The 22,383-nt window shown below is 67.8% G+C and carries 24 protein-coding genes; 18 read left to right on the top strand and 6 right to left on the bottom strand.

Annotation, left to right across the window (positions count from 1 at the left end):
• Positions 1 to 5 precede the first annotated feature (5 nt).
• Positions 6 to 557, bottom strand: coding sequence for a TadE/TadG family type IV pilus assembly protein (locus NPA30_RS18750; protein WP_256804335.1), 552 nt, complete (start codon positions 555 to 557; stop codon positions 6 to 8).
• Entirely contained in the window at positions 554 to 1,027 is a 474-nt protein-coding gene (locus NPA30_RS18755) for a TadE/TadG family type IV pilus assembly protein (protein WP_256804336.1), read from the bottom strand. Before NPA30_RS18755 ends, NPA30_RS18750 begins: the two co-directional genes overlap by 4 nt.
• Positions 1,028 to 1,318: 291 nt before the next feature.
• On the opposite strand from NPA30_RS18755, the gene NPA30_RS18760 reads away from it, so the two are divergent.
• Positions 1,319 to 2,068 (top strand): YebC/PmpR family DNA-binding transcriptional regulator, encoded by a 750-nt coding sequence (locus tag NPA30_RS18760; protein ID WP_256804337.1) that lies wholly within the window; start codon positions 1,319 to 1,321, stop codon positions 2,066 to 2,068.
• Positions 2,069 to 2,200: 132 nt separating this feature from the next.
• Here NPA30_RS18760 and NPA30_RS18765 read toward each other — a convergent pair whose 3' ends face one another.
• Positions 2,201 to 2,791, bottom strand: a complete 591-nt coding sequence (locus NPA30_RS18765; RefSeq protein WP_256804338.1) for a Uma2 family endonuclease — start codon at positions 2,789 to 2,791, stop codon at positions 2,201 to 2,203.
• A gap of 140 nt (positions 2,792 to 2,931) precedes the next feature.
• Between NPA30_RS18765 and ruvC the strand changes: the two genes are divergently transcribed.
• The 7 genes from ruvC to ruvB are packed head-to-tail and all read left to right on the top strand — an operon-like array spanning position 2,932 to position 6,571.
• Positions 2,932 to 3,450, top strand: coding sequence for a crossover junction endodeoxyribonuclease RuvC (gene ruvC, locus NPA30_RS18770; protein ID WP_256804339.1), 519 nt, complete (start codon positions 2,932 to 2,934; stop codon positions 3,448 to 3,450).
• Between the two features lie 58 nt (positions 3,451 to 3,508).
• Complete coding sequence (locus tag NPA30_RS18775; protein WP_256804340.1) at positions 3,509 to 3,763, top strand: AbrB/MazE/SpoVT family DNA-binding domain-containing protein; 255 nt, start codon at positions 3,509 to 3,511, stop codon at positions 3,761 to 3,763.
• Complete coding sequence (locus NPA30_RS18780; protein ID WP_256804341.1) at positions 3,763 to 4,176, top strand: type II toxin-antitoxin system VapC family toxin; 414 nt, start codon at positions 3,763 to 3,765, stop codon at positions 4,174 to 4,176. Before NPA30_RS18775 ends, NPA30_RS18780 begins: the two co-directional genes overlap by 1 nt.
• Positions 4,173 to 4,796 (top strand): Holliday junction branch migration protein RuvA, encoded by a 624-nt coding sequence (ruvA, locus tag NPA30_RS18785; protein WP_256804342.1) that lies wholly within the window; start codon positions 4,173 to 4,175, stop codon positions 4,794 to 4,796. The genes NPA30_RS18780 and ruvA overlap by 4 nt, the downstream gene beginning before the upstream one ends.
• Before the next feature lie 55 nt (positions 4,797 to 4,851).
• A complete protein-coding gene (locus tag NPA30_RS18790) occupies positions 4,852 to 5,130 on the top strand; it encodes an AbrB/MazE/SpoVT family DNA-binding domain-containing protein (RefSeq protein ID WP_256804343.1) in 279 nt (92 codons plus the stop codon).
• 2 nt (positions 5,131 to 5,132) lie between these two features.
• Entirely contained in the window at positions 5,133 to 5,531 is a 399-nt protein-coding gene (locus NPA30_RS18795; RefSeq protein ID WP_256804344.1) for a PIN domain-containing protein, read from the top strand.
• A complete protein-coding gene (gene ruvB / locus NPA30_RS18800) occupies positions 5,528 to 6,571 on the top strand; it encodes a Holliday junction branch migration DNA helicase RuvB (protein WP_256804345.1) in 1,044 nt (347 codons plus the stop codon). The genes NPA30_RS18795 and ruvB overlap by 4 nt, the downstream gene beginning before the upstream one ends.
• A gap of 42 nt (positions 6,572 to 6,613) precedes the next feature.
• On the opposite strand, the gene NPA30_RS18805 is transcribed toward ruvB, so the two are convergent.
• Positions 6,614 to 7,186 (bottom strand): TetR-like C-terminal domain-containing protein, encoded by a 573-nt coding sequence (locus tag NPA30_RS18805; protein ID WP_256804346.1) that lies wholly within the window; start codon positions 7,184 to 7,186, stop codon positions 6,614 to 6,616.
• A gap of 95 nt (positions 7,187 to 7,281) precedes the next feature.
• On the opposite strand from NPA30_RS18805, the gene NPA30_RS18810 reads away from it, so the two are divergent.
• Complete coding sequence (locus NPA30_RS18810; RefSeq protein ID WP_256804347.1) at positions 7,282 to 8,478, top strand: MFS transporter; 1,197 nt, start codon at positions 7,282 to 7,284, stop codon at positions 8,476 to 8,478.
• Between the two features lie 23 nt (positions 8,479 to 8,501).
• Here NPA30_RS18810 and NPA30_RS18815 read toward each other — a convergent pair whose 3' ends face one another.
• Both NPA30_RS18815 and NPA30_RS18820 read right to left on the bottom strand, forming a co-directional pair.
• Complete coding sequence (locus tag NPA30_RS18815) at positions 8,502 to 9,944, bottom strand: DUF2254 domain-containing protein (protein ID WP_256804348.1); 1,443 nt, start codon at positions 9,942 to 9,944, stop codon at positions 8,502 to 8,504.
• A 185-nt stretch (positions 9,945 to 10,129) separates the two neighbouring features.
• Positions 10,130 to 12,304, bottom strand: coding sequence for an esterase-like activity of phytase family protein (locus NPA30_RS18820; RefSeq protein ID WP_256804349.1), 2,175 nt, complete (start codon positions 12,302 to 12,304; stop codon positions 10,130 to 10,132).
• A gap of 91 nt (positions 12,305 to 12,395) precedes the next feature.
• Here NPA30_RS18820 and ybgC point away from each other — a divergent pair, with 91 nt between their 5' ends.
• The 9 genes from ybgC (at position 12,396) to ftsH (ending at position 22,377) form a co-directional block, all read left to right on the top strand.
• Positions 12,396 to 12,866: a tol-pal system-associated acyl-CoA thioesterase gene (ybgC, locus tag NPA30_RS18825; RefSeq protein WP_256804350.1), complete on the top strand. Its 471-nt coding sequence runs from the start codon at positions 12,396 to 12,398 to the stop codon at positions 12,864 to 12,866.
• 231 nt (positions 12,867 to 13,097) lie between these two features.
• Positions 13,098 to 13,814 (top strand): protein TolQ, encoded by a 717-nt coding sequence (gene tolQ, locus NPA30_RS18830; protein WP_256804351.1) that lies wholly within the window; start codon positions 13,098 to 13,100, stop codon positions 13,812 to 13,814.
• Between the two features lie 69 nt (positions 13,815 to 13,883).
• Positions 13,884 to 14,336, top strand: coding sequence for a protein TolR (tolR, locus tag NPA30_RS18835; RefSeq protein WP_256804352.1), 453 nt, complete (start codon positions 13,884 to 13,886; stop codon positions 14,334 to 14,336).
• Positions 14,337 to 14,352: 16 nt separating this feature from the next.
• A complete protein-coding gene (locus NPA30_RS18840; protein ID WP_256804353.1) occupies positions 14,353 to 15,552 on the top strand; it encodes a cell envelope integrity protein TolA in 1,200 nt (399 codons plus the stop codon).
• An 84-nt stretch (positions 15,553 to 15,636) separates the two neighbouring features.
• Positions 15,637 to 16,941 (top strand): Tol-Pal system beta propeller repeat protein TolB, encoded by a 1,305-nt coding sequence (gene tolB / locus NPA30_RS18845; RefSeq protein ID WP_256804354.1) that lies wholly within the window; start codon positions 15,637 to 15,639, stop codon positions 16,939 to 16,941.
• 205 nt (positions 16,942 to 17,146) lie between these two features.
• Entirely contained in the window at positions 17,147 to 17,683 is a 537-nt protein-coding gene (gene pal / locus NPA30_RS18850) for a peptidoglycan-associated lipoprotein Pal (RefSeq protein WP_256804355.1), read from the top strand.
• Positions 17,684 to 17,913: 230 nt separating this feature from the next.
• The gene (ybgF, locus tag NPA30_RS18855) at positions 17,914 to 18,888 is read left to right on the top strand and encodes a tol-pal system protein YbgF (RefSeq protein ID WP_256804356.1); all 975 of its coding nucleotides are present in this window, start codon (positions 17,914 to 17,916) and stop codon (positions 18,886 to 18,888) included.
• A gap of 179 nt (positions 18,889 to 19,067) precedes the next feature.
• The gene (gene tilS / locus NPA30_RS18860) at positions 19,068 to 20,276 is read left to right on the top strand and encodes a tRNA lysidine(34) synthetase TilS (RefSeq protein ID WP_256804358.1); all 1,209 of its coding nucleotides are present in this window, start codon (positions 19,068 to 19,070) and stop codon (positions 20,274 to 20,276) included.
• A 172-nt stretch (positions 20,277 to 20,448) separates the two neighbouring features.
• On the top strand, positions 20,449 to 22,377 hold the full coding sequence (gene ftsH / locus NPA30_RS18865; protein WP_256804359.1) for an ATP-dependent zinc metalloprotease FtsH: 1,929 nt from the start codon (positions 20,449 to 20,451) through the stop codon (positions 22,375 to 22,377).
• Positions 22,378 to 22,383: the final 6 nt, after the last annotated feature.

Below are 22,383 nucleotides of genomic sequence, written 5' to 3' on the forward strand. Positions count from 1 at the left end.
AGCGATCAAGAACAGTCGCTGCAGGTGAATCCGTCCAGGCGTGGGACGAGATAGTCGGTGCCGCCGATGAGGAGGGGCCGGGTGACCCCGTAGCCGCCGAGCGGTGTGTAGGGGTAGCGCGTCTCGGCGATGACGATCGTCGTGTCGCGCAGGCCGTTGAAGTCGGCCGGCAGGCTCGGGACTGCGAGCGAGGTCGAGTTGCTGCGCGCACGCGTCCAGGCGACCTTGCTCTTGCCGGTGCCGTCGATGGAGATGGCTGTGATGCGCAACTGCAGCAGATCCGGATCGTAAGGCTCGACGATGCTGTCGGACAGCGCGAACATGCCGTCGATCTCGGCCTTCGACAGGGTCGACCGTTTGGTCACGAGATCGCTGATCGTCAGGCCGACGTGCTGGACCTTCTTCTTGAGGATGAAGAGCATCGAGAGCTCAGACCCACCGAGATAGAGCGTCAGCAGGAACGGCGCGATCAAGGCGAACTCCACCGCGCCCATGGCGCGCCTGTCACCAAGGAAGCGTCGCAGGCGGCCGGCTGCGCGGAGGCGCGCCGCGCTCATTCGAACGGCTCCGTCTCGAAGCCGGCGACCGAGGCGATGAGATGGTTGCCGTCCTTCAGGTCCGACAGGAAGCGATGCATCATGTCGGTGTAGACCGGCCACTCGTAATAGACCCGCAAGGCCATGATGGTGCTCGGCGCGCCGGCGGTGTAGCCGAAATCCGCGGTGTTCAGGACGCCGCTCTGGAGCGGGTGTGCCTGCGGGAAGTCAGCGTAACTGGCATAGGTCTTGAGATCGATCTGGAGCTTGCTGCAGTCCATCAGGAAGCCGACGTCGTCGCACAGCTTCGAGCGGAACGCCGTCGCGTCCAGTTTGGACAGGGCGACCTCGCCGGTGCGCACCATCCGAGCCATCCTGTCGACCGAGCGGTTCAAGGTGAGCTCGCCGAGGAACACGAGCGAGGTCTCGAGGATCGCGAAGATGATCAAGAAGAAGGGGAAGGCCAGGATCGCAAATTCGACCGCGGCCACACCGGAGCTGCTTTGAAGGAAACCCCGTCGCATCCGCCTTCGCTTCGATGATCCTGCCGTCTGCGGCCCGTCCCGTATATCCCGAGAGGGGTGTCGAGGTCTGATCTTTACGGTTGCAGCGTTTACGGAAGCTTTCGTTGCGGGACCGGCCGGACGCGCCGCGGGCCTGATCGGCCGACCGTCGTCGGGCGGATGCGCTCCAGCAGACCGCGGACCGCGCTCTGCTTCTGGACGCTGCGCCTGCGATTTTTTATATCTCGGCCCTCAGCACACATCCCAGACGGGTTCTCCATGGCCGGCCACTCACAGTTCAAGAACATCATGCACCGCAAGGGACGGCAGGACGCGATGCGCTCCAAGCTGTTTTCCAAGCTGGCCCGCGAGATCACCGTGGCGGCCAAGGCGGGATTGCCGGACCCCGACATGAACTCCCGTCTGCGCCTGGCGATCGCCAACGCGAAGGCGCAGTCGATGCCGAAGGACAACATCGACCGGGCGATCAAGAAGGCGTCCGGCGCCGACAGCGAGAACTACGACGAGGTCCGGTATGAGGGTTACGGTCCCGGGGGCGTCGCGATCATCGTCGAGGCGCTGACCGACAACCGCAACCGCACCGCTTCGAACGTGCGCTCCTATTTCACCAAGGCCGGCGGCGCGCTGGGCGAGACCGGCTCGGTCGGCTTCATGTTCGACCGCGTCGGCGAGATCGTCTACCCGGCCTCGGCGGGCGATGCCGACACGGTCATGGAAGCGGCGATCGAGGCGGGCGCCGACGACGTCCAGTCGGACGAGGAGAACCACACGATCATCACCGCCTTCGAGGATCTCGGCGAGGTGTCCAGCGCGCTGGAAGCCAAGCTGGGCGAGGCGGAGAGCGTGAAGGTGATCTGGCGGCCGCAGACCGGCACGCCGGTCGACGAGGAGAAGGCGCAGAGCATCATGAAGCTCATCGCCAATCTCGACGACGACGACGACGTGCAGAACGTCTATGCCAACTTCGAGGTGGACGACGAGGTCATGGCACGCCTGTCGGCCGCCTGAGGGCAGATCCGCCACGCAGCCTGCATACGACGGCGGCTTCGGCCGCCGTCTCTGTTTTGGCGGACATCGACGGTCAGGACACTTCGAGGGCCGGTTCACTCGAAAGCGCTGCTGCCTGCCGACGGCGCGGCGTCAGGCGGTGCGGATCGGCGGGTTCTCGACGCCGGTGTCCTCGTAGATCTCCGCGAGGGTCAGCCGACAGCCGATCTCCGGCAGATCGACCACCGCATCGATGTTCTCGATGATCTGCGACCGCCAGCCATCCTCCTGCCGCTGCCAGAGGATCACCTCCGCATGCTCGGAGGCAACCAGCAGCACCGTGCGGATAGCAAGATGCGTCTTGTACTCCTCGACCTTCTTGAACCGGTCGAAGGCCATGGTCGAGGGCGACAGAACCTCGACCAGAAGGCGCGGCTCCATCGCCTCCATCGAGCGGTCGGGGCCGCGGCGGCCGTCGACCACGACGTCCGGGCGCCGCACGTTCTGGTTCGGGTTGCGGACGGCGATGTCGTCGGTGTGCGGTCGGCACGGCGTGCTACGGAGTTGTCGATGCAAGGCGGTCAGGATGTTCACGACGATGTCGTCGTGGCGCAGCGACGCGCCTGTCATGGCCTTCGGAGTCAGCACCGGCAGGCCGTTCACCAACTCGTAGTTGCGGTCCTGCGCGGCCTGCCAGACGAAGAACTCGTCGGGCGTCATGCGTTCGAGGCTGGGAACGCTCATCGTCGCTGCTCCGTCGGATCCACGTCATCCTAGTGCGTGGCGGCGTGATCTTCCACGCCGGTGTGCCAGGCGCTTTCCAATCCGTTCACGGTTTGTATGCTGTCTTGCGGCCGATTCGGACAGACGGGAGACGATCGGCCATGTTGCAGGAGCGGACCATTCGCATCATCGGCATCGATCCGGGACTGCGGCGAACCGGGTGGGGCGTCGTCGAGACGCTCGGCAACAGCCTGCGTTTCGTCGCCTCTGGCACGGCGACCTCCGACGGCACGCTCGATCTTGCCACGCGCCTGCGCCAGCTGCACGACCAGCTCGCGGCAGTTCTCCACGAGATGCGGCCGGACGAGGCGGCCGTCGAGCAGACCTTCGTCAACAAGGATGCGGTGGCGACGCTGAAGCTCGGCCAGGCGCGTGGCGTCGCCATGCTCGTACCGGCACTGGCCGGCCTGCCGGTAGCCGAATATGCGCCGAACGCCGTGAAGAAGGCGGTGATCGGCGTCGGGCACGGCGAGAAGAAGCAGATCCACATGATGGTCAAGGTGCTGATGCCGAAGGCGACGTTCGACACCGACGACGCGGCCGACGCGCTTGCGATCGCCATCTGTCACACCCACCACCGCCAGTCGGCACAGGCCCGCGCCGCCTTCGCCGGCGCCTGATGTTCTTGACTTGTTCGCATGCGCCGGATAGTCTTTACTTGTAAAGATCGGGGCGTCGATGATGCGGGTCAGCAGCAAGGGGCAGGTGACGATACCGCGCAAGCTGCGCCAGCTCGTCGGGATCGAGGTCGAAAGCGAGGTCGTCTTCGCCGTCGAGAACGGCAAGGTGACCATTGCACCAGCGGCGGGGGCGACGACCGCGATGGATCAAGAGCGGCTCGAGCGCCTGCTTCGAGCGCTCGACGATCTGGAAGGTACGGGCGATCTCGCGCTGGATGCGGACTCCGTCATGGCCCAAACGCGTGATCGCTGATGGCGACATTCATCGATACCAATGTCCTCATCGATGTCGCGGTGCGTGATCCGGTGTGGCGTGACTGGTCACGCAAGCAAATCCTGGAGGCCCATGGGGTCGGCCCGCTCGTCATCAATCAGGTCGTCTTTGCCGAGTTCGCTCTGCGCTACGACCACCTGGCGGATGTCGAGGCGCTGCTGCCGGCGAGCGAGTTCGTCCGCGAATCCGTACCGTGGGAAGCGGCCTACGGGGCTGCGCGCGCCTTTCGCCTCTACCGGCGCCGCGGCGGCAGCCGTCAGTCGGTTCTGCCGGATTTCTTCATCGGCGCCCATGCCGCCGTGCGCGGGTACCGGCTGATCACCCGCGACGTGTCCGGCTACAGAACGTACTTTCCGCAACTCGACCTGATCGCGCCGGAGACGCATCCATGATCGGCAAGCTCAAGGGCACGGTGGACGAGGTCGGCGAGGACCACGTTGTCATCGATGTGCATGGCGTCGGCTATATTGCCTTTTGCGGCGCGCGCACGCTGTCGGCGCTGCCGGGCGCCGGCGAGGCCGCCGTGCTCTTCATCGAGACCTATGTCCGCGAGGACATGATCCGCCTCTATGGCTTTGCGACGGAGCTGGAGCGCGGCTGGTTCCGCCTCCTGCAGAACGTTCAGGGCGTCGGTGCCAAGGTGGCGCTCGCGGTGCTCGGCACGCTGTCCACGGGCGAGCTCGCCAGCGCTGTGGCGTTGCAGGACAAGGTGATGGTGGCGCGCGCACCCGGCGTCGGTCCGAAGGTGGCGGCGCGCATCGTCGCCGAGCTGAAGGACAAGGCCCCCGCCTTCTCCGGCGGGATCGAGGGGCCGGCGATGAGCCTGCGCCGGGACCTCGGCGATGGCCATGCCAGCGCGCCCATCGCCGACGCCGTGTCGGCGCTGACCAATCTCGGCTACTCGCGCGATCAGGCCGCGGGGGCGGTGGCGGCGGCGGTTAAGTCGGCGGGTGAGGGCGCCGAGTCTTCGCAGCTGATCCGGCTGGGGCTGCGGGAGCTTAGTCGCAGTTGACAGTGCAATGGATGCTGTTCTGTGCTTACATTGGGGTAAAATGTAAGGATGCGGCATGCCTGAAACCATCATGAGCACGAAGGGCCAGATCACCGTGCCCAAGGCTGTCCGCGATGCCCTCCATCTGAGGGAAGGCGACAGGCTTCTATGCGTGGTCGTCGATGGTTCCGTCATCCTCCAGCCGCGCAATGCTGAGGTGCAGTCTTTCATTGGCGCCCTGGCGTCGCATGCCGTCGAGAGGACCAGCCTCGACGCCTACGATCTGGCGGTGGGCGAGGGGATTTCCGATCGCGTCGAGGGCCCAGCGGACCGACCCGAGAGACGTTCGGCCTGAGCATGCGGGGCATCGATACCAACATCCTGCTGAGAGCCGTGCTTGACGACGATCCCGTGCAGTCGCCGAAAGCCGCTGCATTTCTCCTCGGCCTGAACACGACGAATCCTGGTTTTGTCCCGCTGCCGGTGACGCTGGAGCTCTACTGGGTGCTCAAGACACGGTATCGCTTGTCCAGCGAGGCGATCATCGTGTTTCTGACCCGGCTGTTTGCAACCTCAACGATCCATTTCGCTGAAATCGAGAGCTTGGTCGAGGCCGTGCGCCACGTCACAGTCCGTAAGGCGGACTTCTCCGACGCGGTCATCGCGATTCTCGCTCGACGGGCCGGATGCGCGGCAACAATGACCTTCGATGAGAAGGCCGTCGCTCGAGTTCCCGCCATGGAACTTCTCGCATGAGCCAGACCTCCCGTCTAATTTCGGCAGAGAAGCGTGGTGAGGACGCCGAAGCGACGTTGCGCCCGCAGCGGCTGGACGAGTTCGTCGGCCAGGCCGCGGCCCGGGCCAATCTGAAGATCTTCATCCAAGCGGCGAAGGCGCGCGGCGAGGCGCTCGACCATGTCCTGTTCGTCGGGCCGCCGGGACTCGGCAAGACGACGCTGGCGCAGATCATGGCCAAGGAGCTCGGGGTCAACTTCCGCTCGACGTCAGGCCCGGTGATCGCCAAGGCCGGCGATCTCGCCGCCCTCCTGACCAATCTCGAAGAGCGGGACGTCCTGTTCATCGACGAGATCCATCGCCTCAGCCCGGCGGTGGAGGAGATCCTCTACCCGGCGATGGAGGATTTCCAGCTCGACCTCATCATCGGCGAGGGGCCCGCGGCCCGCTCGGTGAAGATCGACCTGTCGAAGTTCACGCTCGTCGCCGCGACGACCCGTCTCGGCCTCCTGACGACACCGCTGCGCGACCGGTTCGGCATTCCGGTGCGGCTCAACTTCTACACGGTCGAGGAGCTCGAGCTGATCGTGAACCGCGGGGCGCGGATCATGGGCCTGCCGATGGATCCGGAGGGCGCCCGCGAGATCGCCCGGCGCGCGCGGGGCACCCCGCGCATCGCTGGTCGCCTGCTGCGCCGGGTGCGCGACTTCGCCCATGCCGCGAGCGTCGAGGTGGTGGGGCGCGAGATCGCGGATGCGGCGCTGTCGCGGCTCGAGGTCGACAGTCTCGGTCTCGACCAGCTCGACCGGCGCTACCTCGATCTCATCGCGCTGAACTTCGGCGGCGGGCCGGTGGGTATCGAGACGATCGCGGCGGCCCTGTCAGAACCGCGCGACGCGATCGAGGACATCGTCGAGCCTTATCTCCTGCAGCAGGGGTTCCTGCAGCGAACCCCACGCGGCCGACTCCTCACGGCCCATGCCTTCCGCCACCTGGGGCTGGCGGTGCCGCAGGCCTATCAAGGTGCGCAGACGAGTCTCTTCGAGGGCGAGGGGAAGTAGTCCGAAGCTTAAACTCCCACTGAAGGATCTTAAAGCGACGCCTCAATGATCCCTCGACGCCTCGGCGGCCCGGAACAGCGGTTCCACCAGCCGTCGACACTGCTCGCGGTCGAGCGCATCGTCGAACAGGATGCGGTAGATGATCGGCGCCACCACCCGGTCGACCACCGTCTCACGCTCCGGAAAGCGCTCGCCGCGCTCGCTCGCGCGCTCGGCCAGCCGGTCGATCTGCTGGCGTGCGAACTGGCAGCAGGTGAGCGCCGTATGCGCCTCGCCGCGACCTGCGACGACGTCGCGGATCAACTCGCGGCCCGGCCCCGTCGCCATCTCCTCGGCGTAGGTGCCGGCCCAGGCGGTGAGGTCGCTCTCCGCTGCTCCGGTGTCTTCCGGCTCGTCCGTGCGGATGCGGGCGACGGCGACGTCGGCCAGCAGCGAGGGCAGGTCGCCCCAGCGTCGATAGATGGTCGAGGGCGTGACGTCGGCGCGCTCGGCGATCATCGGTATGGTCAGCCCTGCACGATCCACCTCTTCCAGCAGCGCATTCACCGCCGCGTGCACCGCCGCCTGAACCCGGGCGCTGCGACCGCCCGGCCGGCTGTTCGTCTTCTCGCTCATCGCCTCGTCATGCCGCACTAATGCAAACCATTTGCTTTTATGTCGCGATTGGAGTATCTGCCTAACGCAACAGAATTGCATTTAGGTCCTTGACCATGATCCTGTCCAGAGCTGATGCCGATCCCTCGAGGCGCGGCCTCTTCGTCTATGCCTTCACGCTCGGCGCCTTCTTCGCGGCCTCCGCCGCACCGACGCCGCTCTACCGGGTGTACCAGCAGCTCTGGTCGATCTCGCCGACGGGAATCACCGTCGTCTTCGCGGTCTATGCCTTCAGCCTGCTGGCCGCGCTTCTGACGATCGGGTCGATCTCCGACCATATCGGCCGACGGCCGGCGGTGGCGCTCGCGCTGGTGCTGCAGGCGATCGCGATGGTGCTCTTCATTCTGGCCGACGGCTATGGCTGGCTCGTCGGGGCGCGGCTCCTGCAGGGGTTCGCCACCGGCGCAGCGGCGAGCGCCATCGGCGCGGCGCTGGTGGATGCGGACAGCGGGCAGGGGCCGATCGTCAACAGCCTCGCGCCGCTCGTCGGCATGGCGGTCGGCGCGCTGCTCTGCGGGGCGCTGGTGGAATATGCGCCCGCGCCGGCGCATCTCGTCTACATCCTCCTGCTCGCGCTCGTGGTTGCGCAGCTCGCGATGGTGGCGCGCACGCCGGAGACGGCGACGCGGCGCGGCGGCCTGCTGGCCTCCCTCTGGCCGCGCGTCGCGGTGCCCGGCGCGGCGCGGCGGATGCTCCTCCTCATCACGCCGATCAACGTCGCCCTATGGACGCTCGGTGGCTTCTTCCTGTCGCTGATGCCCTCGCTGATCGTCTCGGCCACCGGCAGCCGATCGACGGTGCTGGCGGGTGCGGTCGTCGCCGCGCTGATGCTGAGCGGCGCAGCCACCATCCAGCTGATCCGCGGCCTGCCGGCGCGACGCGTGGTGCTGACGGCCGCTCCGATCATGATCGCAGGGATGCTGGTGCTCGTCCTCGGCGTGCATCAGGGTTCGGTGCCGGTGCTGCTCGTCGGCACGCTCGGGACCGGCATCGGCTTCGGCGCCGGCTTTCTCGGCTGCGTCGGAAGCATCGTGCCGCTGGCCGCGCCGGACGAGCGGGCCGAGCTCCTCGCCGCCTTCTATGTCGAGAGCTATCTCGCCTTCAGCGTTCCGGCGATCATCGCCGGCGTTCTCGCCGGTCAGGTCGGGCTGCGCCTGACGACAGACATCTACGCCGCCGCGATCATCCTGCTCGTCGTCGTCGGCTGTGCCGCCCTCATGATGGATGGGCGGACCCGTACGGCCCGGGCCTGAGCCGGAACCGGCGACGATCCTGCTCACGCCGGAGCAACGCGCTCGGCGTCGCGCCGGTGGAGGGCCGGCATCGGCTCGCGGTGGAGCGGGTGCTCGAGCACGCCGGCGAGCCGTCCGCCCGCCTCCCGCACACGCGCCAGCGACGCGCCGGTGAGCGTCTCGCCGGACAACTCCAGAAGCTCGGCCCCCATCTGGCGCAGCACGCGAAGATCCTCGGTGCGCGTGCAGGTCTTGGCGATCCGGCCGAGCACGTCGAGGAAATGTGTGGCCGCAATCGGATCTCCGGCCGCGTACTGACGCAGATGACCGAAGGATTGCTCCAGATAAAGGGCGAAATCGGCCGGCAGGCCGATCACGCGAAGCTTCCCGTCCGCGTCGAGGCGCAGTGGGCTCGGGGGTTCGCGCCCGGCGACTCCCGCCATGAAGGCGCTCATCCAGTCGATGCAGGTCACGGCCGTGTAGGGATCGTTCACCCCGGGTGAGAGGGCCCGCCCGCCGATTTCGACCAGTTCGTCGATCAGGAACAGGAGATCGTCGGCGGGCGTGCGCCGGGCGCCGATCGCCAGCGCCGACCGGACGGCGTCGCACGCCTTGTCGTTCAGCCGCTCGGCCGGCCACGCGTCGAAGAGCACGGTGCCGGGAAAGATGAAGCTGCCGGCCTGCACGACCATGCGGATCACCAGCTGATGGTCGCGCGCCGCCGACATCAGCGTCGTCTCGTCGATGAACTGGATGTAGCCGCTCCGATCGGCGAGCACCTCGCCGTAGCCGGGCTCGTCGGGCGGCGACTGGCTCCCGGCCCGGAACGGCGCCGGCACCTGCCAGAAGGCGGCGGCCGCCGTGTCGGGGTCGGGCGGCGGGGCGCCGATCGGCGATGGAAACCGCTCTTCGATCTCGCCGACCAGCGCCCGGCCAATCCCGTCGATCACGTTCGAGATGTGGATGTTGGCCGGCACGTGGTGGATGAAGAAGATCAGGACCCCGATCGAGCACAGCGCCAGCACGATGGCGACGAGGATCGCGACGTTCGGCACGAAGGGCGCCGCGGGCGCACCGGCCGCCGCGGCTTCGTCGGCCGAGTGCACCGTGCGCAGCACCAGCACCGAGTAGACGAAGGTCGCGGTGAAGACGCCGAGCGTGAACTGGTTGCCGCGGTTGTTCATGAAGTTGGTCAGGAGCCGCGGGCCGTAGCTGCCCGATGCGAAGACCACGGTTGCCATCGTGACCGAGAACACCGTGCCGGCGACGCCGATCATCGAGCCGCCGATCGCCCCGAGCACTGCGCGCGCGCCGTCCGGCTGGCTGGCGAAGAGGAACGGCGTGTCCCCCCAGAACTGGGGTGTAAGGTAGGTGTCGACATAGACGAGGACGAAGGACAGGACCGCGGCGAGGATCGCGAGCACCGATGGGATGAACCAGTAGCTCGACCGGATCTCCTCGTAGATCTTCAACACCTTCGCCCGCATCGGTACTCCGTAACTCTCGCTGTCCGCCGTCCAATGGGTTCATAGCACGCGGCACCGGGAGGGCGAGGGCGCGGCACCTGAAGAAGCCGTCCCCGAGCCGATCCTGAACGAAAAACGGCTCCGGAGGCAGGTCCGGAGCCGCGGGTGTGATCATGCGGCGCTCGGCGGCCGGGTGGCCGCGCGGCTTACATCTTGCCGATGGTGAAGAACAGCGTTTCGCCGGAGGAGTCGTCGACGCCGTCATTGTCGGTGACGACCCAGCCGGCGCCGTCCTTGTCGATGGCGAAGCCCTCGACCTTATCGACGACGTAGCCGCCGGTCGCCTTCAGGTCCGGCAGGAGATCGCGCACCGTCTCCTTCTTGACCACCGGCAGGTCGCCGCCGAGCGTGGCGGGCTTCAGGTCGGCGAGCGCCACGCGGGTGATCGCCTTCAGCTTGGCGGCCGAGCCGATCAGGTTGTCGCGCTCGATCAGGTAGGCGTAGTCGCCGCTGACGGTGATTTCGGACAGGCCGACCCAGGCGCCCTCGGCCGAGGGCGCGTCGAGCGGATAGCGCACGCCGCCCCAGGTCTTGGCCTTGGTGTCGTAGGCGAGCAGCTTGGTGGTGTTCTTCGGATCGTCCTTCCAGGGGCGCTGGACCGCGACCCAGAGCGTGTCGCCGACCTTGGCAATGCCTTCCGAGCCGAAGCGGGTGGCACTGTCCTTGAGTTCGGCCGGGAAGGGAACGGTCTCCTCGACCTTGCCCGCGCCGTCGACATGGACCAGCTGGTGCGGGATCTCCTTCTCGGGATTGCCCTCGCTGGCGAGCCAGAAGCCGCCGGCGCCGTCCGTCGTGATGCCCTCGAGGTCGAGATTGGCGGCCGGCTTGCCGTCCGCGGTGACACGGATGGCCTGCGTGATCATCGCCGGCTTCTGCGTGTCGTCGATCACGAAGATCGTCGGTTGCTTCTTGTAGAAGGAGTCGCTGACCGAATAGAGGCGCCCGGCGGTCTCCGGATCGGCGGCCAGTGCCGAGAGGGCGCCCCAGCCGATCGGCTTGCCGTCCTCCATCTTGGACTCGATCTGCGGATAGGCGGGCGTACCCTCGGCACGCTCGTAGATCATCACGTGTGAGCGAGCGGCGCCGTCTTCAACGAGATCTGCCTCGTTGGCGGTGGCGAAGAGGTTGCGGCCGGGGATGGCAATACCGCCCTCCGGCGAAATGCCGGACGGCAGCAACTGCAGCAGCTGCGGCTCCCTGCCGGTGTCGCGGTAGACGCCGACCACCGAGCCGCGCTCGGCGAGGAGGAAGATCAGCGTGTCGTCGCCGAACTTGGCGACCTCCAGGCCCTCCGGCTCGACGCCCTTGGCGTCCGACCGCTTGTCCGGATAGTGGCCGATCTGCGCGACCTTCATCTCGAAAGACGGGCCGGACTCGTAGGAGACCGTGCCGTCGCGGTTGAAGATGGTGAAGCCGCGGGTGCCGCCCTTCCAGTCGCCCTCGTTGGCGATGACGAACCGGTCGGTGCCGAGCCACTGCACCGCATCCGGCTCACGCGGGCGCTCCTCGATCGCGTCCGAGAAGTCCAGCGCGCCGTCGTCCTTGGCGTCGACGCCGTCGAGGGCGACGGTGCCCGCCGGGTAGTCGGCCTTCACGTCGCCGGTCTTGCCGTCGACGATGACGAGGTGGTTGTTCTCCTGCAGCGTGACGATGACCTCGTTGTCGGCGTTGATGTCGACGAACTCGGGCTCCGGATCCTCCGGCGCGATGTCGCTGTAGCCGGTGAGGTCCACCTTCTTCAGGTTGGCGCAGTCCGCCACGCCGTCTTTCAGCGGCACGACGACCAGGTAGCCGGCCGGCATCTGGGGCAGGGCACCGTCGTTGACGTCCTCGTCGCGCTCGTTCTCGATCGCGACGGCCGCGAGGCTCTTGTCGGGCGACACGGCAACCGAGTCCGGCTGGCCGCCGAGGTCACAGGTCGTCTCGACAGACTTCGAGGCGAGGTCGACCACCGCCAGCAGGCCCGACGGGTTGGTGTAGCTCTCGGAGGTGTTGACCCCGACCAGCACCTTGCCGGACACGGCCGCAACCGAAGTCGGCTCGCCGTCGAACTTGACGTAGCCGGCCGGCTTCGGCGCCCTGGCGTCGGTGATGTCGATCATGCCGATGCCGCCGAACGGGCTGTCGCTGTAGATCAGCGTGTTGCCGTCCGCGCTCGCGGTGATGATCTCGGCCGAGGTCTCCGACTTCGGATCGGCGTCCGCCGGCAGATTTTCGGCGACCGGAAAGGAAGCGATGCGGTTGAACACCGGATCGGCCTTGGCGATGGCCGTCGAGGCCAGAAGCGCCGCGGCGAGCGTGGCGAGCTTGGTCACGGTCATGGTAACCCCTGATGAGATGCTTTAACGAGCGCTTCCAATCAGCATGATGTAACACGTCCATGACATTGCACGGCCTTGCACGGGAGCCTCGGTGACCACGACCGCGAGCCTTTCCGGCTATCTCACTGAAATTGGGCACGTTCTGAACGTACGGGTGTATTTCGAGGACACCGACTTTTCCGGCGTCGTCTACCACGCCCGCTACCTCCACTTCATGGAGCGGGCGCGCACCGATTTCCTGCGCCTGCGGGGAATCGACCACCGCACCTTGGCGGCCGGCGGCTTCGGAGAGCCGATGGCCTTCGCGGTCCGGCACATGGACATCGACTTCCTGCGCCCGGCCCGGATCGACGACATCCTCGAGGTGCGCACCGAGACGCTGCTGCTCGGCGGCGCGCGCATCGTGCTGGGGCAGGAGATCCGCCTCGGCGCGACGACCCTCGTGACGGCGAAGGTCAAGGTCGCGGTGATCTCGCCGGAGGGCAAGCCGCGGCGCATGCCGGAGCGGGTCATGGCGGTGCTGGGCGCGGCGAGTGCCGCACCGCAGCAGCCGCCCGCGTGATCGTTAACGCCCCCTTAACCCTAATGCTGTTTCAATGGTGTCCAGAAAATTGGTGCTATGCAGCACGCCATTGTTTCACCTGATTCGCCAGCAAAGAGGGACGCGGGGGCCAAGGGCGGCTTGTGACACGGCTCGAGGCAGGGCGGAGCGCCGGGCGCTTCGCATGGCGCTCGGCCGGTCGGCGCCGCGACGGTTCCTTCTCGTCCGAAGAAGGAAAGTTCGAGGGGCACGATGAACGAGGTTGCGCAGAGCGCACTTGAGGCGCACGCGTCGGGCGTATCGGTGTGGGCACTGTTCTGGCAGGCGTCGATCATCGTCAAGCTCGTGATGCTGGGGCTGCTCGCCGCCTCGATCTGGACCTGGGCGATCATCATCGACAAGTCGATGCGCTATTCGCGTTTCCGCTCGCAGCTGAACAAGTTCGAGCACAATTTCTGGTCGGGCCAGTCGCTGGAGGAGCTCTACAACACGCTCTCCGAGCGCAAGGCCGCCGGCATGGGTGCGCTGTTCGTGGCGGCGATGCGCGAGTGGAAGAAGTCCTTCGAGAAGGGCGCCCGCTCGCCGATCGGCCTGCAGACCCGCATCGAGAAGGCCATGGACGTGACCCTGGCGCGGGAGATGGACGGGCTTGAGTCGCGCCTCGGCTTCCTCGCCACCGTCGGCTCGGCCGCGCCCTTCATCGGCCTCTTCGGCACGGTGGTCGGCATCATGACCTCGTTCCAGGCGATCGCCGCCTCCAAGCAGACCAATCTCGCGGTGGTCGCGCCCGGTATCGCCGAGGCGCTGCTCGCCACCGCCATCGGCCTCGTCGCCGCGATCCCCGCGGTGATCGCCTACAACAAGCTGTCGGCCGATGCCGGCAAGCTCGGCATGCGCCTTGAGGCCTTCGCCGACGAGTTCTCCGCGATCCTGTCGCGGCAGATCGACGAGAAGACCGCGGCCCGCTGAGGCGGCCGACGGATGTGACGCATACGGCGGGCCGACGAGCCGGCCGCAGCTTTCGAAGGATCGACACGGATGGGCATGTCGGTAGGGGCGTCGGGGGGCGGTGGATCGCGCCGCAGGCGCGGCGGGTCGCGCAGGCGCCCGATGAGCGAGATCAACGTGACGCCGATGGTCGACGTCATGCTGGTGCTGCTCATCATCTTCATGGTTGCTGCGCCGATGCTGACTGTCGGCGTGCCGCTCGAACTGCCCGAGACCTCGGCCAAGGCGATGAACTCCGACACCCAGCCGATCACCATCTCGGTGAACGCCAAGGGGCAGGTCTACATCCAGGAGACCGAGATCGCGGTCGACGACGTCGTCGGCCAGCTGCAGCAGATCGCCAAGACGGGCTACGAGGAGCGCATCTACGTCAAGGGCGACCGCTCTGCCGACTACGGCACGGTGATGAAGGTGATGGCGAAGATTTCCGCCGCCGGTTACCGCAACATCGGGCTCGTGACGGCGCAGGAAGCCACCAGCTAACGGACGCCCGGGCATCATGAAGCCGAGCATCGCCGCCTCCGCCGTCCTGCACGCCGCGCTTCTGAGCTGGGGCCTCTGGTCCTTCTCGTCGCCGACGGCCTTCGACGTGTCGAACGCCGAGGCTCTGCCGGTGGAGATCGTGCCGATCGAGGACCTGGCGCAGTCGCTGGTCGGCGACGACAAGGCGAAGCTCAGCGACAAGCCGGCGCCGAAGCCGACCGAGAAGCCGGCCAAGCTGCCGATGCCGGCCGAGCACGTCGGGGACAACGAGGTCGATCTCGACAGCCCGCCGAAGCCGCAGCCAAAGCCGCGTGCGGTCGAGCAGGCCGCCGCGCAGAAGCAGACGCAGAAGGCGCCCGATCCGCAGGTGGCGGCCAAGGACGCGCCGCCGCCTCCGCCGCCCCCGCCGACCCCGAAGGCTGAGCCGCCGAAGCCCGAGCCCGCCAAGCCGGAGCCGCCGCAGCCGCAGGTGGCCGAGACCCCGCAGCCGCCGGAGCCGAAGCCGGAGGTCGACGCCGTCGAACAGACGATCGCCGCCGCGGCCGAGGACGCGCCGGCGGTCGCTCCGGTGCCGCGCAACGTCCCGCTCCCGCAGGTCAAGCCGCAGCCGCCCAAGCCCGAGGTGAAGGTCGCCGAGGCCAAGCCCGTCGAGACCAAGCCGCAGGACAAGCCGGCGGAGACCAGGCCCGCCGACACCCCGGCGAAGACGGACCAGGCCAAGCCCGCCGAGAAGAAGGCGGCGAGCAAGGAGACCAAGAAGTCGGAGAAGAACACCGAGACGGAATCGGAGTTCAACGCCGACGACATCGCCGCGCTCCTGAACAAGGAGAAGGCCGCGGGCGGCGGTGCGAAGCGCTCGACCCAGCAGGCTTCGCTCGGCGGCGAGCGCAACACCGGAACGAAGCTGTCGCAGAGCGAGCTCGGCGAGCTGCAGGGTCTGATCAAGAAGAAGATGAAGGAGTGCTGGGCCGCGCCGTACGGCGTCGACTCGACCGAGTCGCTCCGGGTGTCGATCCACATGCGGCTCGACCCGTCGGGTGCTCTGGAAGGCGTTCCGTCCATCGTCGACGGCGGCAGCGGCTCGACCACCGCGCGCGCGGCCGGCGACGCGGCGCTCCGTGCGGTCCGGCGCTGCGCGCCGTACAACCTGCCCACCGACAAGTACGACGCCTGGTCCGAGCTCACGCTCAACTTCGATCCGAGCGCGATGTATTGACCGCGGCGCGCTGCGCCGCCCGCCGACGTCCTGCAGTTACGGCGCGTGTTCGCGCGCCTTCCATCCGAACCGGAAGGGTTTGACATGAAGCGTAGTTTCACCGCGGCTCTCGCCGTCCTGGCGGTCGCGCTCCTCGCAGCGGCGGCGCCGGCGCGCGCGGCGCTCACGGTCGACATCACCGAGGGCACGGTCGAGCCGCTGCCGATCGCCATCAACGACTTCCAGGCGAACAGCAAGGTCGGCACGGACATCACTTCGGTGATCACCGCCGACCTCAAGCGCTCTGGCCTCTTCGCGCCGATCGACCACGCCGCCTTCATCCAGAAGAACCTCGGGCCGGACGAGACGCCGCGCTTTTCCGACTGGACGGTGATCAATGCGCAGGCGGTCGTCACCGGCCGCGTATCGCCGGAGGCCGACGGACGGCTGCGGGTCGAGTTCCGGCTGTGGGACAGCCTCGCCGGCCAGCAGATGGACGGCCAGCAGTTCTACACCAACCCGGAGAACTGGCGGCGGGTCGCCCACATCATCGCCGACGCGATCTATCAGCGGATCACCGGTGAGAAGGGCTACTTCGACACCCGCGTGGTCTTCGTCGACGAGACGGGCCCGAAGAACAAGCGCGTCAAGCGGCTGGCGATCATGGACCAGGACGGCGCCAACGTGCGCTATCTCACCAAGGGCGGCGACCTCGTGCTGACGCCGCGCTTCTCGCCGAACCGCCAGGAGATCACCTACATGTCGTTCGGCAATGCCGAGCCGCGCGTCTATCTCCTCCAGATCGAGACCGGCCAGCGCGAGATCGTCGGCAACTTCCCGGGCATGACCTTCTCGCCGCGCTTCTCGCCGGACGGGCAGAAGGTGGTGATGAGCCTCCAGCAGGAGGGCAACGCCAACATCTACGCCATGGATCTGCGCTCGCGGGCGACGACGCGGCTCACCAATACGGCGGCGATCGACACCTCGCCCTCCTACGCGCCGGACGGCAACCGCATCGTCTTCGAATCGGACCGGGGCGGTCGCCAGCAGCTCTACGTGATGAACGCCGACGGCAGCGGCCAGCAGCGCATCTCCTTCGGCGATGGCGCCTACTCGACGCCGGTCTGGTCGCCGCGCGGCGATCTCATCGCCTTCACCAAGCAGACCGGCGGCCTGTTCCAGATCGGCGTGATGCGCCCCGACGGCTCGGGCGAGCGCATCCTCACCTCGGGCTTCCACAACGAAGGCCCGACCTGGGCCCCGAACGGGCGCGTGCTGATGTTCTTCCGCGACCAGGCCGGCGGCGGCGGGCCGCACCTCTTCTCGATCGATCTGACCGGTCGCAACGAGATGCAGGTCCCGACGCCGGACTTCGCCTCCGATCCCGCCTGGTCGCCGCTTCTGGAGTAGGCGAGGCGACCGAGGGCAAGCTTCGGAAAAGGCTGGGCAAAGATCGCTCTTTGCCTGCCGGCCGGAATGCCGCATAAACGCCATCTGCGACCGTTCTCTAACGCCTGTGTCGTGATCGTACGTGAGACCGTCCTTCACCCGGCGTTAACTGTTTCCGCGTAAACGGTCGGTAACGGAATCCCTTCGAACCTTAAAGGAATCGGCGATGCGCCGGACTGCTTCCAAGGCCTACAGCCACATTGCCCTGCCGCTCGCCCTGGCCGCGCTCGTTGCGATCTCCGGCTGCGCCTCGAAGAAGACCGGCCTGCCGGACAATGCCGGCGAGCTCGGCCTGGGCGCCGGCGCCGGCGCCGGCGGGCTTGGTGGGTCCGGTCCCGGGTCCAACCAGGACTTCACGGTCAATGTCGGCGACCGCATCTTCTTCGACACCGACTCGTCCTCGATCCGCGCCGACGCGCAGCAGACCCTGAGCCGGCAGGCCCAGTGGCTGCAGCAGTACCCGCAGTACGCGATCACCGTCGAGGGCCATGCGGACGAGCGCGGCACCCGCGAGTACAACCTGGCGCTCGGCGCCCGCCGCGCCGCCGCCACCCGCGACTTCCTCGCCTCGCGCGGCATCCCGGCGAGCCGCATCAAGACGATCTCCTACGGCAAGGAGCGTCCGGTGGCCGTGTGCGACGACATCTCCTGCTGGTCGCAAAACCGGCGGGCGGTCACGGTGCTCGGCGCGCCTGGCAGCTGATCCTCCGCCCGTTCGGATGTGTTCGACGACCGACGGCCCCGTGCGGGGCCGTCGGCGTTTTGTCTTGGCCGATCGAGACACGAACGTCGGCGCCGCGCCGTTCCGCCGCGTCAAAGTTTGGCCGAACTCGCCCGTTCCATGCTATGAGGCCGTGTCCGGCCAGCCGCGCCCGATCCCCGTGTCTGCGGCTGGCGGACGCTTCGTGTTTTTCGAGTGATGGAGCCTGAAGCATGGCGCTTCGCAACACCGTCCGCCTCGCGGCGATCGGACTGAGCTTGGCCGCGGCCTGCGGTCCGGCCAGCGCCCTGAACTTGCCCTTCGGCCTCGGCGCCGAGCGAAGCGAGCGCGCCGCACCGGTCGAGGCTCCGGCCGAGAAGCCGGTGCTCCTGGCGCAGGCCGATTCCTCGGTTCGCATCAGCCAGCTCGAGGAGGAGGTGCGCCGTCTCACCGGCAAGGTCGAGGAGCTCTCCTTCCAGCTTCTGCAGATGCAGGAGCAGATGCGCAAGCAGCAGGAGGACAACGAGTTCCGCTTCCAGGATCTGGAAGGCAATGCCTCCGGCGCCGGTCAGAAGCGGACCGAAGCCGCGCCGGCGCCGGCTCAGCCGACGGGTCCCGACGTCGCCGCTGCGACACCGCCGCCTGCCGCGCCGCGCGCTGCCGCGCAAGCGCCGGCAACGCCGCCGGCCGATGGCGGCATCGGTGACGGCGGCGACCAGATCGGCCAGATTCTCGAGGCGCCGAACCTCGATCTCGGCGCCGCCGCTGCCGCACCGTCGCAGGCGCCGGGGGTGTCCTCCGACACGGTCGCGTCGATCGATCCGAAGACAGCCGACGACCTCTACACGCTCGCCTACAACTACATGCTGGCCGGCGACTATCAGCTCGCCGAGCAGAGCTTCCGCCAGTACGCGCAGACCTACCCCGGGGCCAAGGACGTGCCGGACGCGCAGTACTGGCTCGGCGAGAGCCTGTTCGCCCAGAAGAAGTACACCGACGCGGCCGAGGTCTTCCTCAACGCCCAGAAGCAGTATCCCAAGAGCGGCAAGGCGCCGGAGATGATGCTGAAGCTCGGCATGTCGCTTGCCAAGCTCGACAACCGCGAGACGGCCTGCGTGACCTATGCCGAGGTGTCGAAGCGCTATCCGAGCATGAGCGCTGCCGTGCAGAAGAAGCTGTCGGCCGAGAAGGCGTCCGCCCACTGCTGAGCGCGCCTGCCCAGGCCTTCGAGCCAGAGCCCGCTGCATCGAGGCCGGGGGCGAAACGCCCGGGCGCGGAGCCCCTGACTGCCGGCGAGACACGTGATCTTCTAGATAGTTCGCTGCGGCGCCTCGCCGCGTGGAGGACGTGGGCGGGCGAGGCGCAAGATGCCCGGCCACTGCGGATCGTGCTCGCCGTCTCCGGCGGGCCGGATTCGCTGGCGCTGATGCTGGCCGCAGCGCATCACCGCGCGGCGCAGAGCGACGCGCCTGACGTATGCTTCTCCGTCGTGACCGTCGATCACGGCTTGCGCCCGGACGCTGCCGCCGAGGCGCAGGCGGTTGCCCGGCTCGCCGGCAGCCTTGGGCTTCCGCATGAGACGCGGCATTGGCACCCGGTGCCGCCGGTCACGAACCTGCAGGCGCGGGCGCGCGAGGCGCGGTACGCGCTCCTCGCCGCGGCGGCGCGCGACGCGGGAGCCTGTGCGGTCATGACCGCCCATCACCTCGACGACCAGGTCGAAACCCATCTCATCGCCGCGGCGCGCAAGGCCGGGGACCGCGGCCTCGCCGGGATGCGAGAGATCCGCGATCTCGAGCCGGGGATCGCCCTCCTGCGCCCGCTGCTTGCCGTGCCCGGCGTGCGGCTGAAGGCGAATGTGGCCGCTGCCGGTCTTTCCGCTGCGGATGATCCGAGCAACCGCGATCGACGCTTTGTGCGGGTGCGGCTGCGCGAGGCGCTGGCCCGCGAGGACGTCGACCGGTCGGCCGTCCTTGCCGCCATCGCGACCCATACGGCGGCCCGCGACGCCTTCGACCGTAGGCTGGCCTCGTCACGGCATACGGCGGACGGGCCGCTCTTCGATGTCGATGCCGAAGGTGTGATCCGGATGCGCCGCTCCGCCTTCGCGCGGCTGCCGCCTGCACTCCGGCTCGCCTGGCTGGCGCGTGCGGTCGTGGCGGCGGGAGGCGGCCTGCACGCGCCGGCGCGTCCTGCGCTCGAACGGCTCGACGCGCGCCTCGAGCGTGAACGAGAAGCCGCGGCGACGCTGGGTGGGGCCGCCATCGGTGCCGATGCAGGGGCGATCCGCTTCACACGCGAGTGGGGGCGACGAGGCATCGCGGCGGTGGCGCTCGACACCGGCGTCCGGCACACCGTCTTCGACCGGCGCTTCGACGTCCACTTCGCATCGTCGCCCGCGCCAGGCTTGCGTCTTGCGCCCTTCGGGATCACGGGGCGCGGCAATCCGCACGAGCGGACGCTGCCGGTGCTCCTCGCGCCGGACGGCGCACTCCTGGCCGTCCCGCCGGGTCTGCGCGGCAAGGTCGACGCTGTCTTGCCGGTACTGACGATTCGCCAGAGGATCGTCTGGCGACTGCTCCGCGACCTCTTCTGAGGCCCGTGAGGCAGGGCGCAGGAGCGCTTTGTTTACGGTGTGGCCCGTCGGCGCCGGCCGGACCGTTGCCATTCTGCCGCAAAACCGTCCGAAGCGGTTGGCAAGAGTCACACCTACACCTATCTTCGAGAAAAGCGCACGGGCGACCTCGGGCGCGGGCTCAGGGCACGTAATGAACCAGAATTTCCGCAACTTTGCGCTTTGGGCGATCATCGCACTCCTCCTGATCGCGCTCTTCCAGCTCTTCTCGAACGGCTCGCCTTCCGCGGGGGCACGCGACATCCCGTACTCGCAGTTCCTGAACGACGTCTCGCAGGGGCGCGTACGCTCCGTGACGATCCAGGGCCAGCGGATCAACGGCACCTATTCGGACGGCTCGAGTCCGTTCCAGACCTATTCGCCGGGCGACTCCCAGCTGGTCGGTCGGCTGGAGCAGAAGGGCGTGACGATCAGCGCCAGCCCGCCGAGCGACAACACCAACCCGATCTGGTCGATGATCCTGTCCTTCGGGCCGATCCTGCTGATCCTCGGCGTCTGGATCTTCCTGATGCGCCAGATGCAGGGCTCGGGCGGCAAGGCCATGGGCTTCGGCAAGTCGAAGGCCAAGCTCCTGACCGAGGCGCATGGGCGGGTGACGTTCTCGGACGTCGCCGGTGTCGACGAAGCCAAGCAGGATCTCGAGGAGATCGTCGAGTTCCTGCGCGAGCCGCAGAAGTTCCAGCGTCTCGGCGGCAAGATCCCGCGCGGCGTCCTTCTCGTCGGCCCTCCGGGCACCGGCAAGACGCTGCTTGCGCGCTCCGTCGCGGGTGAGGCGAACGTGCCGTTCTTCACCATCTCCGGCTCGGACTTCGTCGAGATGTTCGTCGGCGTCGGCGCCAGCCGCGTGCGCGACATGTTCGAGCAGGCCAAGAAGAACAGCCCCTGCATCATCTTCATCGACGAGATCGACGCGGTCGGCCGCCATCGCGGCGCCGGCCTCGGCGGCGGCAACGACGAGCGCGAGCAGACGCTGAACCAGCTGCTCGTCGAGATGGACGGCTTTGAAGCGAACGAGGGCATCATCCTCATCGCAGCCACCAACCGTCCGGACGTTCTCGATCCGGCGCTGCTGCGCCCGGGCCGCTTCGACCGTCAGGTCGTGGTGCCGAACCCGGACGTCACCGGTCGCGAGAAGATCCTCAAGGTGCACGTGCGCAACGTGCCTCTTGCGCCGAACGTCGACCTCAAGACGATCGCCCGCGGCACGCCGGGCTTCTCCGGTGCCGATCTCGCCAACCTCGTCAACGAGGCGGCGCTGATGGCGGCCCGCCGCTCCAAGCGCCTCGTCACGATGCTCGAGTTCGAGGACGCCAAGGACAAGGTCATGATGGGCGCCGAGCGCCGGTCGATGGCGATGACCGAGGAAGAGAAGAAGCTGACGGCCTATCACGAGGCGGGGCACGCCCTGGTCGGCCTGCACGAGCCGTTCAACGATCCGCTGCACAAGGTCACCATCATCCCGCGCGGCCGCGCCCTCGGCGTGACGATGAACCTGCCGGAGCGCGACCGCTACGGCATGCGCAAGAACGAGATGGAGGCGCGGCTGGCGATGATCTTCGGCGGACGCGCCGCCGAGGAGATCATCTACGGGCTCGACAACGTGACGACGGGCGCCTCCAACGACATCCAGCAGGCCACCAACATGGCCCGCGCGATGGTCATGGAGTACGGCATGAGCGACAAGCTCGGCCGGCTGCGCTACCGCGAGACGCAGGACGAGGTCTTCCTCGGCCATTCGGTCGCGCGCCAGCAGCACATGTCCGAAGAGACGGCGCGGATGATCGACTCGGAGGTTCGCGGCATCGTCGAGGTCGCCGAGAACAAGGCGCGCAAGATCCTCAACGATCACATCGACGAGCTGCATCTGCTCGCCAACGCGCTGCTCGAATACGAGACGCTGTCGGGCGACGAGGTCCGTGATCTCCTCGCCGGTCGGCCGCTGACCCGCGACATGGGGGACGACACGCCGCCCTCGCGTGGCTCGGCCGTGCCGAAGGCCGGCTCGCGCCCCTCGATCTCGCGCGACGACAAGGAGGGCGGGCTCGAGCCGCAGCCGACCTGATCGGCG

The organism is Mangrovibrevibacter kandeliae, assembly GCF_024519155.1.
GTDB lineage: Bacteria > Pseudomonadota > Alphaproteobacteria > Rhizobiales > Rhizobiaceae > Mangrovibrevibacter > Mangrovibrevibacter kandeliae.

Coding starts and splice junctions, on each gene's coding strand:
- NPA30_RS18750 (WP_256804335.1), bottom strand. CDS start 557: ATGAGCGCGGCGCGCCTCCGCGCAGCCGGCCGCCTGCGACGCTTCCTT.
- tolQ (WP_256804351.1), top strand. CDS start 13,098: ATGAACGAGGTTGCGCAGAGCGCACTTGAGGCGCACGCGTCGGGCGTA.
- NPA30_RS18840 (WP_256804353.1), top strand. CDS start 14,353: ATGAAGCCGAGCATCGCCGCCTCCGCCGTCCTGCACGCCGCGCTTCTG.
- NPA30_RS18810 (WP_256804347.1), top strand. CDS start 7,282: ATGATCCTGTCCAGAGCTGATGCCGATCCCTCGAGGCGCGGCCTCTTC.
- ruvB (WP_256804345.1), top strand. CDS start 5,528: ATGAGCCAGACCTCCCGTCTAATTTCGGCAGAGAAGCGTGGTGAGGAC.
- ruvC (WP_256804339.1), top strand. CDS start 2,932: ATGTTGCAGGAGCGGACCATTCGCATCATCGGCATCGATCCGGGACTG.
- NPA30_RS18795 (WP_256804344.1), top strand. CDS start 5,133: ATGCGGGGCATCGATACCAACATCCTGCTGAGAGCCGTGCTTGACGAC.
- ruvA (WP_256804342.1), top strand. CDS start 4,173: ATGATCGGCAAGCTCAAGGGCACGGTGGACGAGGTCGGCGAGGACCAC.
- NPA30_RS18775 (WP_256804340.1), top strand. CDS start 3,509: ATGATGCGGGTCAGCAGCAAGGGGCAGGTGACGATACCGCGCAAGCTG.
- pal (WP_256804355.1), top strand. CDS start 17,147: ATGCGCCGGACTGCTTCCAAGGCCTACAGCCACATTGCCCTGCCGCTC.
- ftsH (WP_256804359.1), top strand. CDS start 20,449: ATGAACCAGAATTTCCGCAACTTTGCGCTTTGGGCGATCATCGCACTC.
- NPA30_RS18790 (WP_256804343.1), top strand. CDS start 4,852: ATGCCTGAAACCATCATGAGCACGAAGGGCCAGATCACCGTGCCCAAG.
- NPA30_RS18760 (WP_256804337.1), top strand. CDS start 1,319: ATGGCCGGCCACTCACAGTTCAAGAACATCATGCACCGCAAGGGACGG.
- tolR (WP_256804352.1), top strand. CDS start 13,884: ATGGGCATGTCGGTAGGGGCGTCGGGGGGCGGTGGATCGCGCCGCAGG.
- NPA30_RS18780 (WP_256804341.1), top strand. CDS start 3,763: ATGGCGACATTCATCGATACCAATGTCCTCATCGATGTCGCGGTGCGT.
- NPA30_RS18765 (WP_256804338.1), bottom strand. CDS start 2,791: ATGAGCGTTCCCAGCCTCGAACGCATGACGCCCGACGAGTTCTTCGTC.
- tolB (WP_256804354.1), top strand. CDS start 15,637: ATGAAGCGTAGTTTCACCGCGGCTCTCGCCGTCCTGGCGGTCGCGCTC.
- NPA30_RS18805 (WP_256804346.1), bottom strand. CDS start 7,186: ATGAGCGAGAAGACGAACAGCCGGCCGGGCGGTCGCAGCGCCCGGGTT.
- NPA30_RS18815 (WP_256804348.1), bottom strand. CDS start 9,944: ATGCGGGCGAAGGTGTTGAAGATCTACGAGGAGATCCGGTCGAGCTAC.
- ybgF (WP_256804356.1), top strand. CDS start 17,914: ATGGCGCTTCGCAACACCGTCCGCCTCGCGGCGATCGGACTGAGCTTG.
- NPA30_RS18820 (WP_256804349.1), bottom strand. CDS start 12,304: ATGACCGTGACCAAGCTCGCCACGCTCGCCGCGGCGCTTCTGGCCTCG.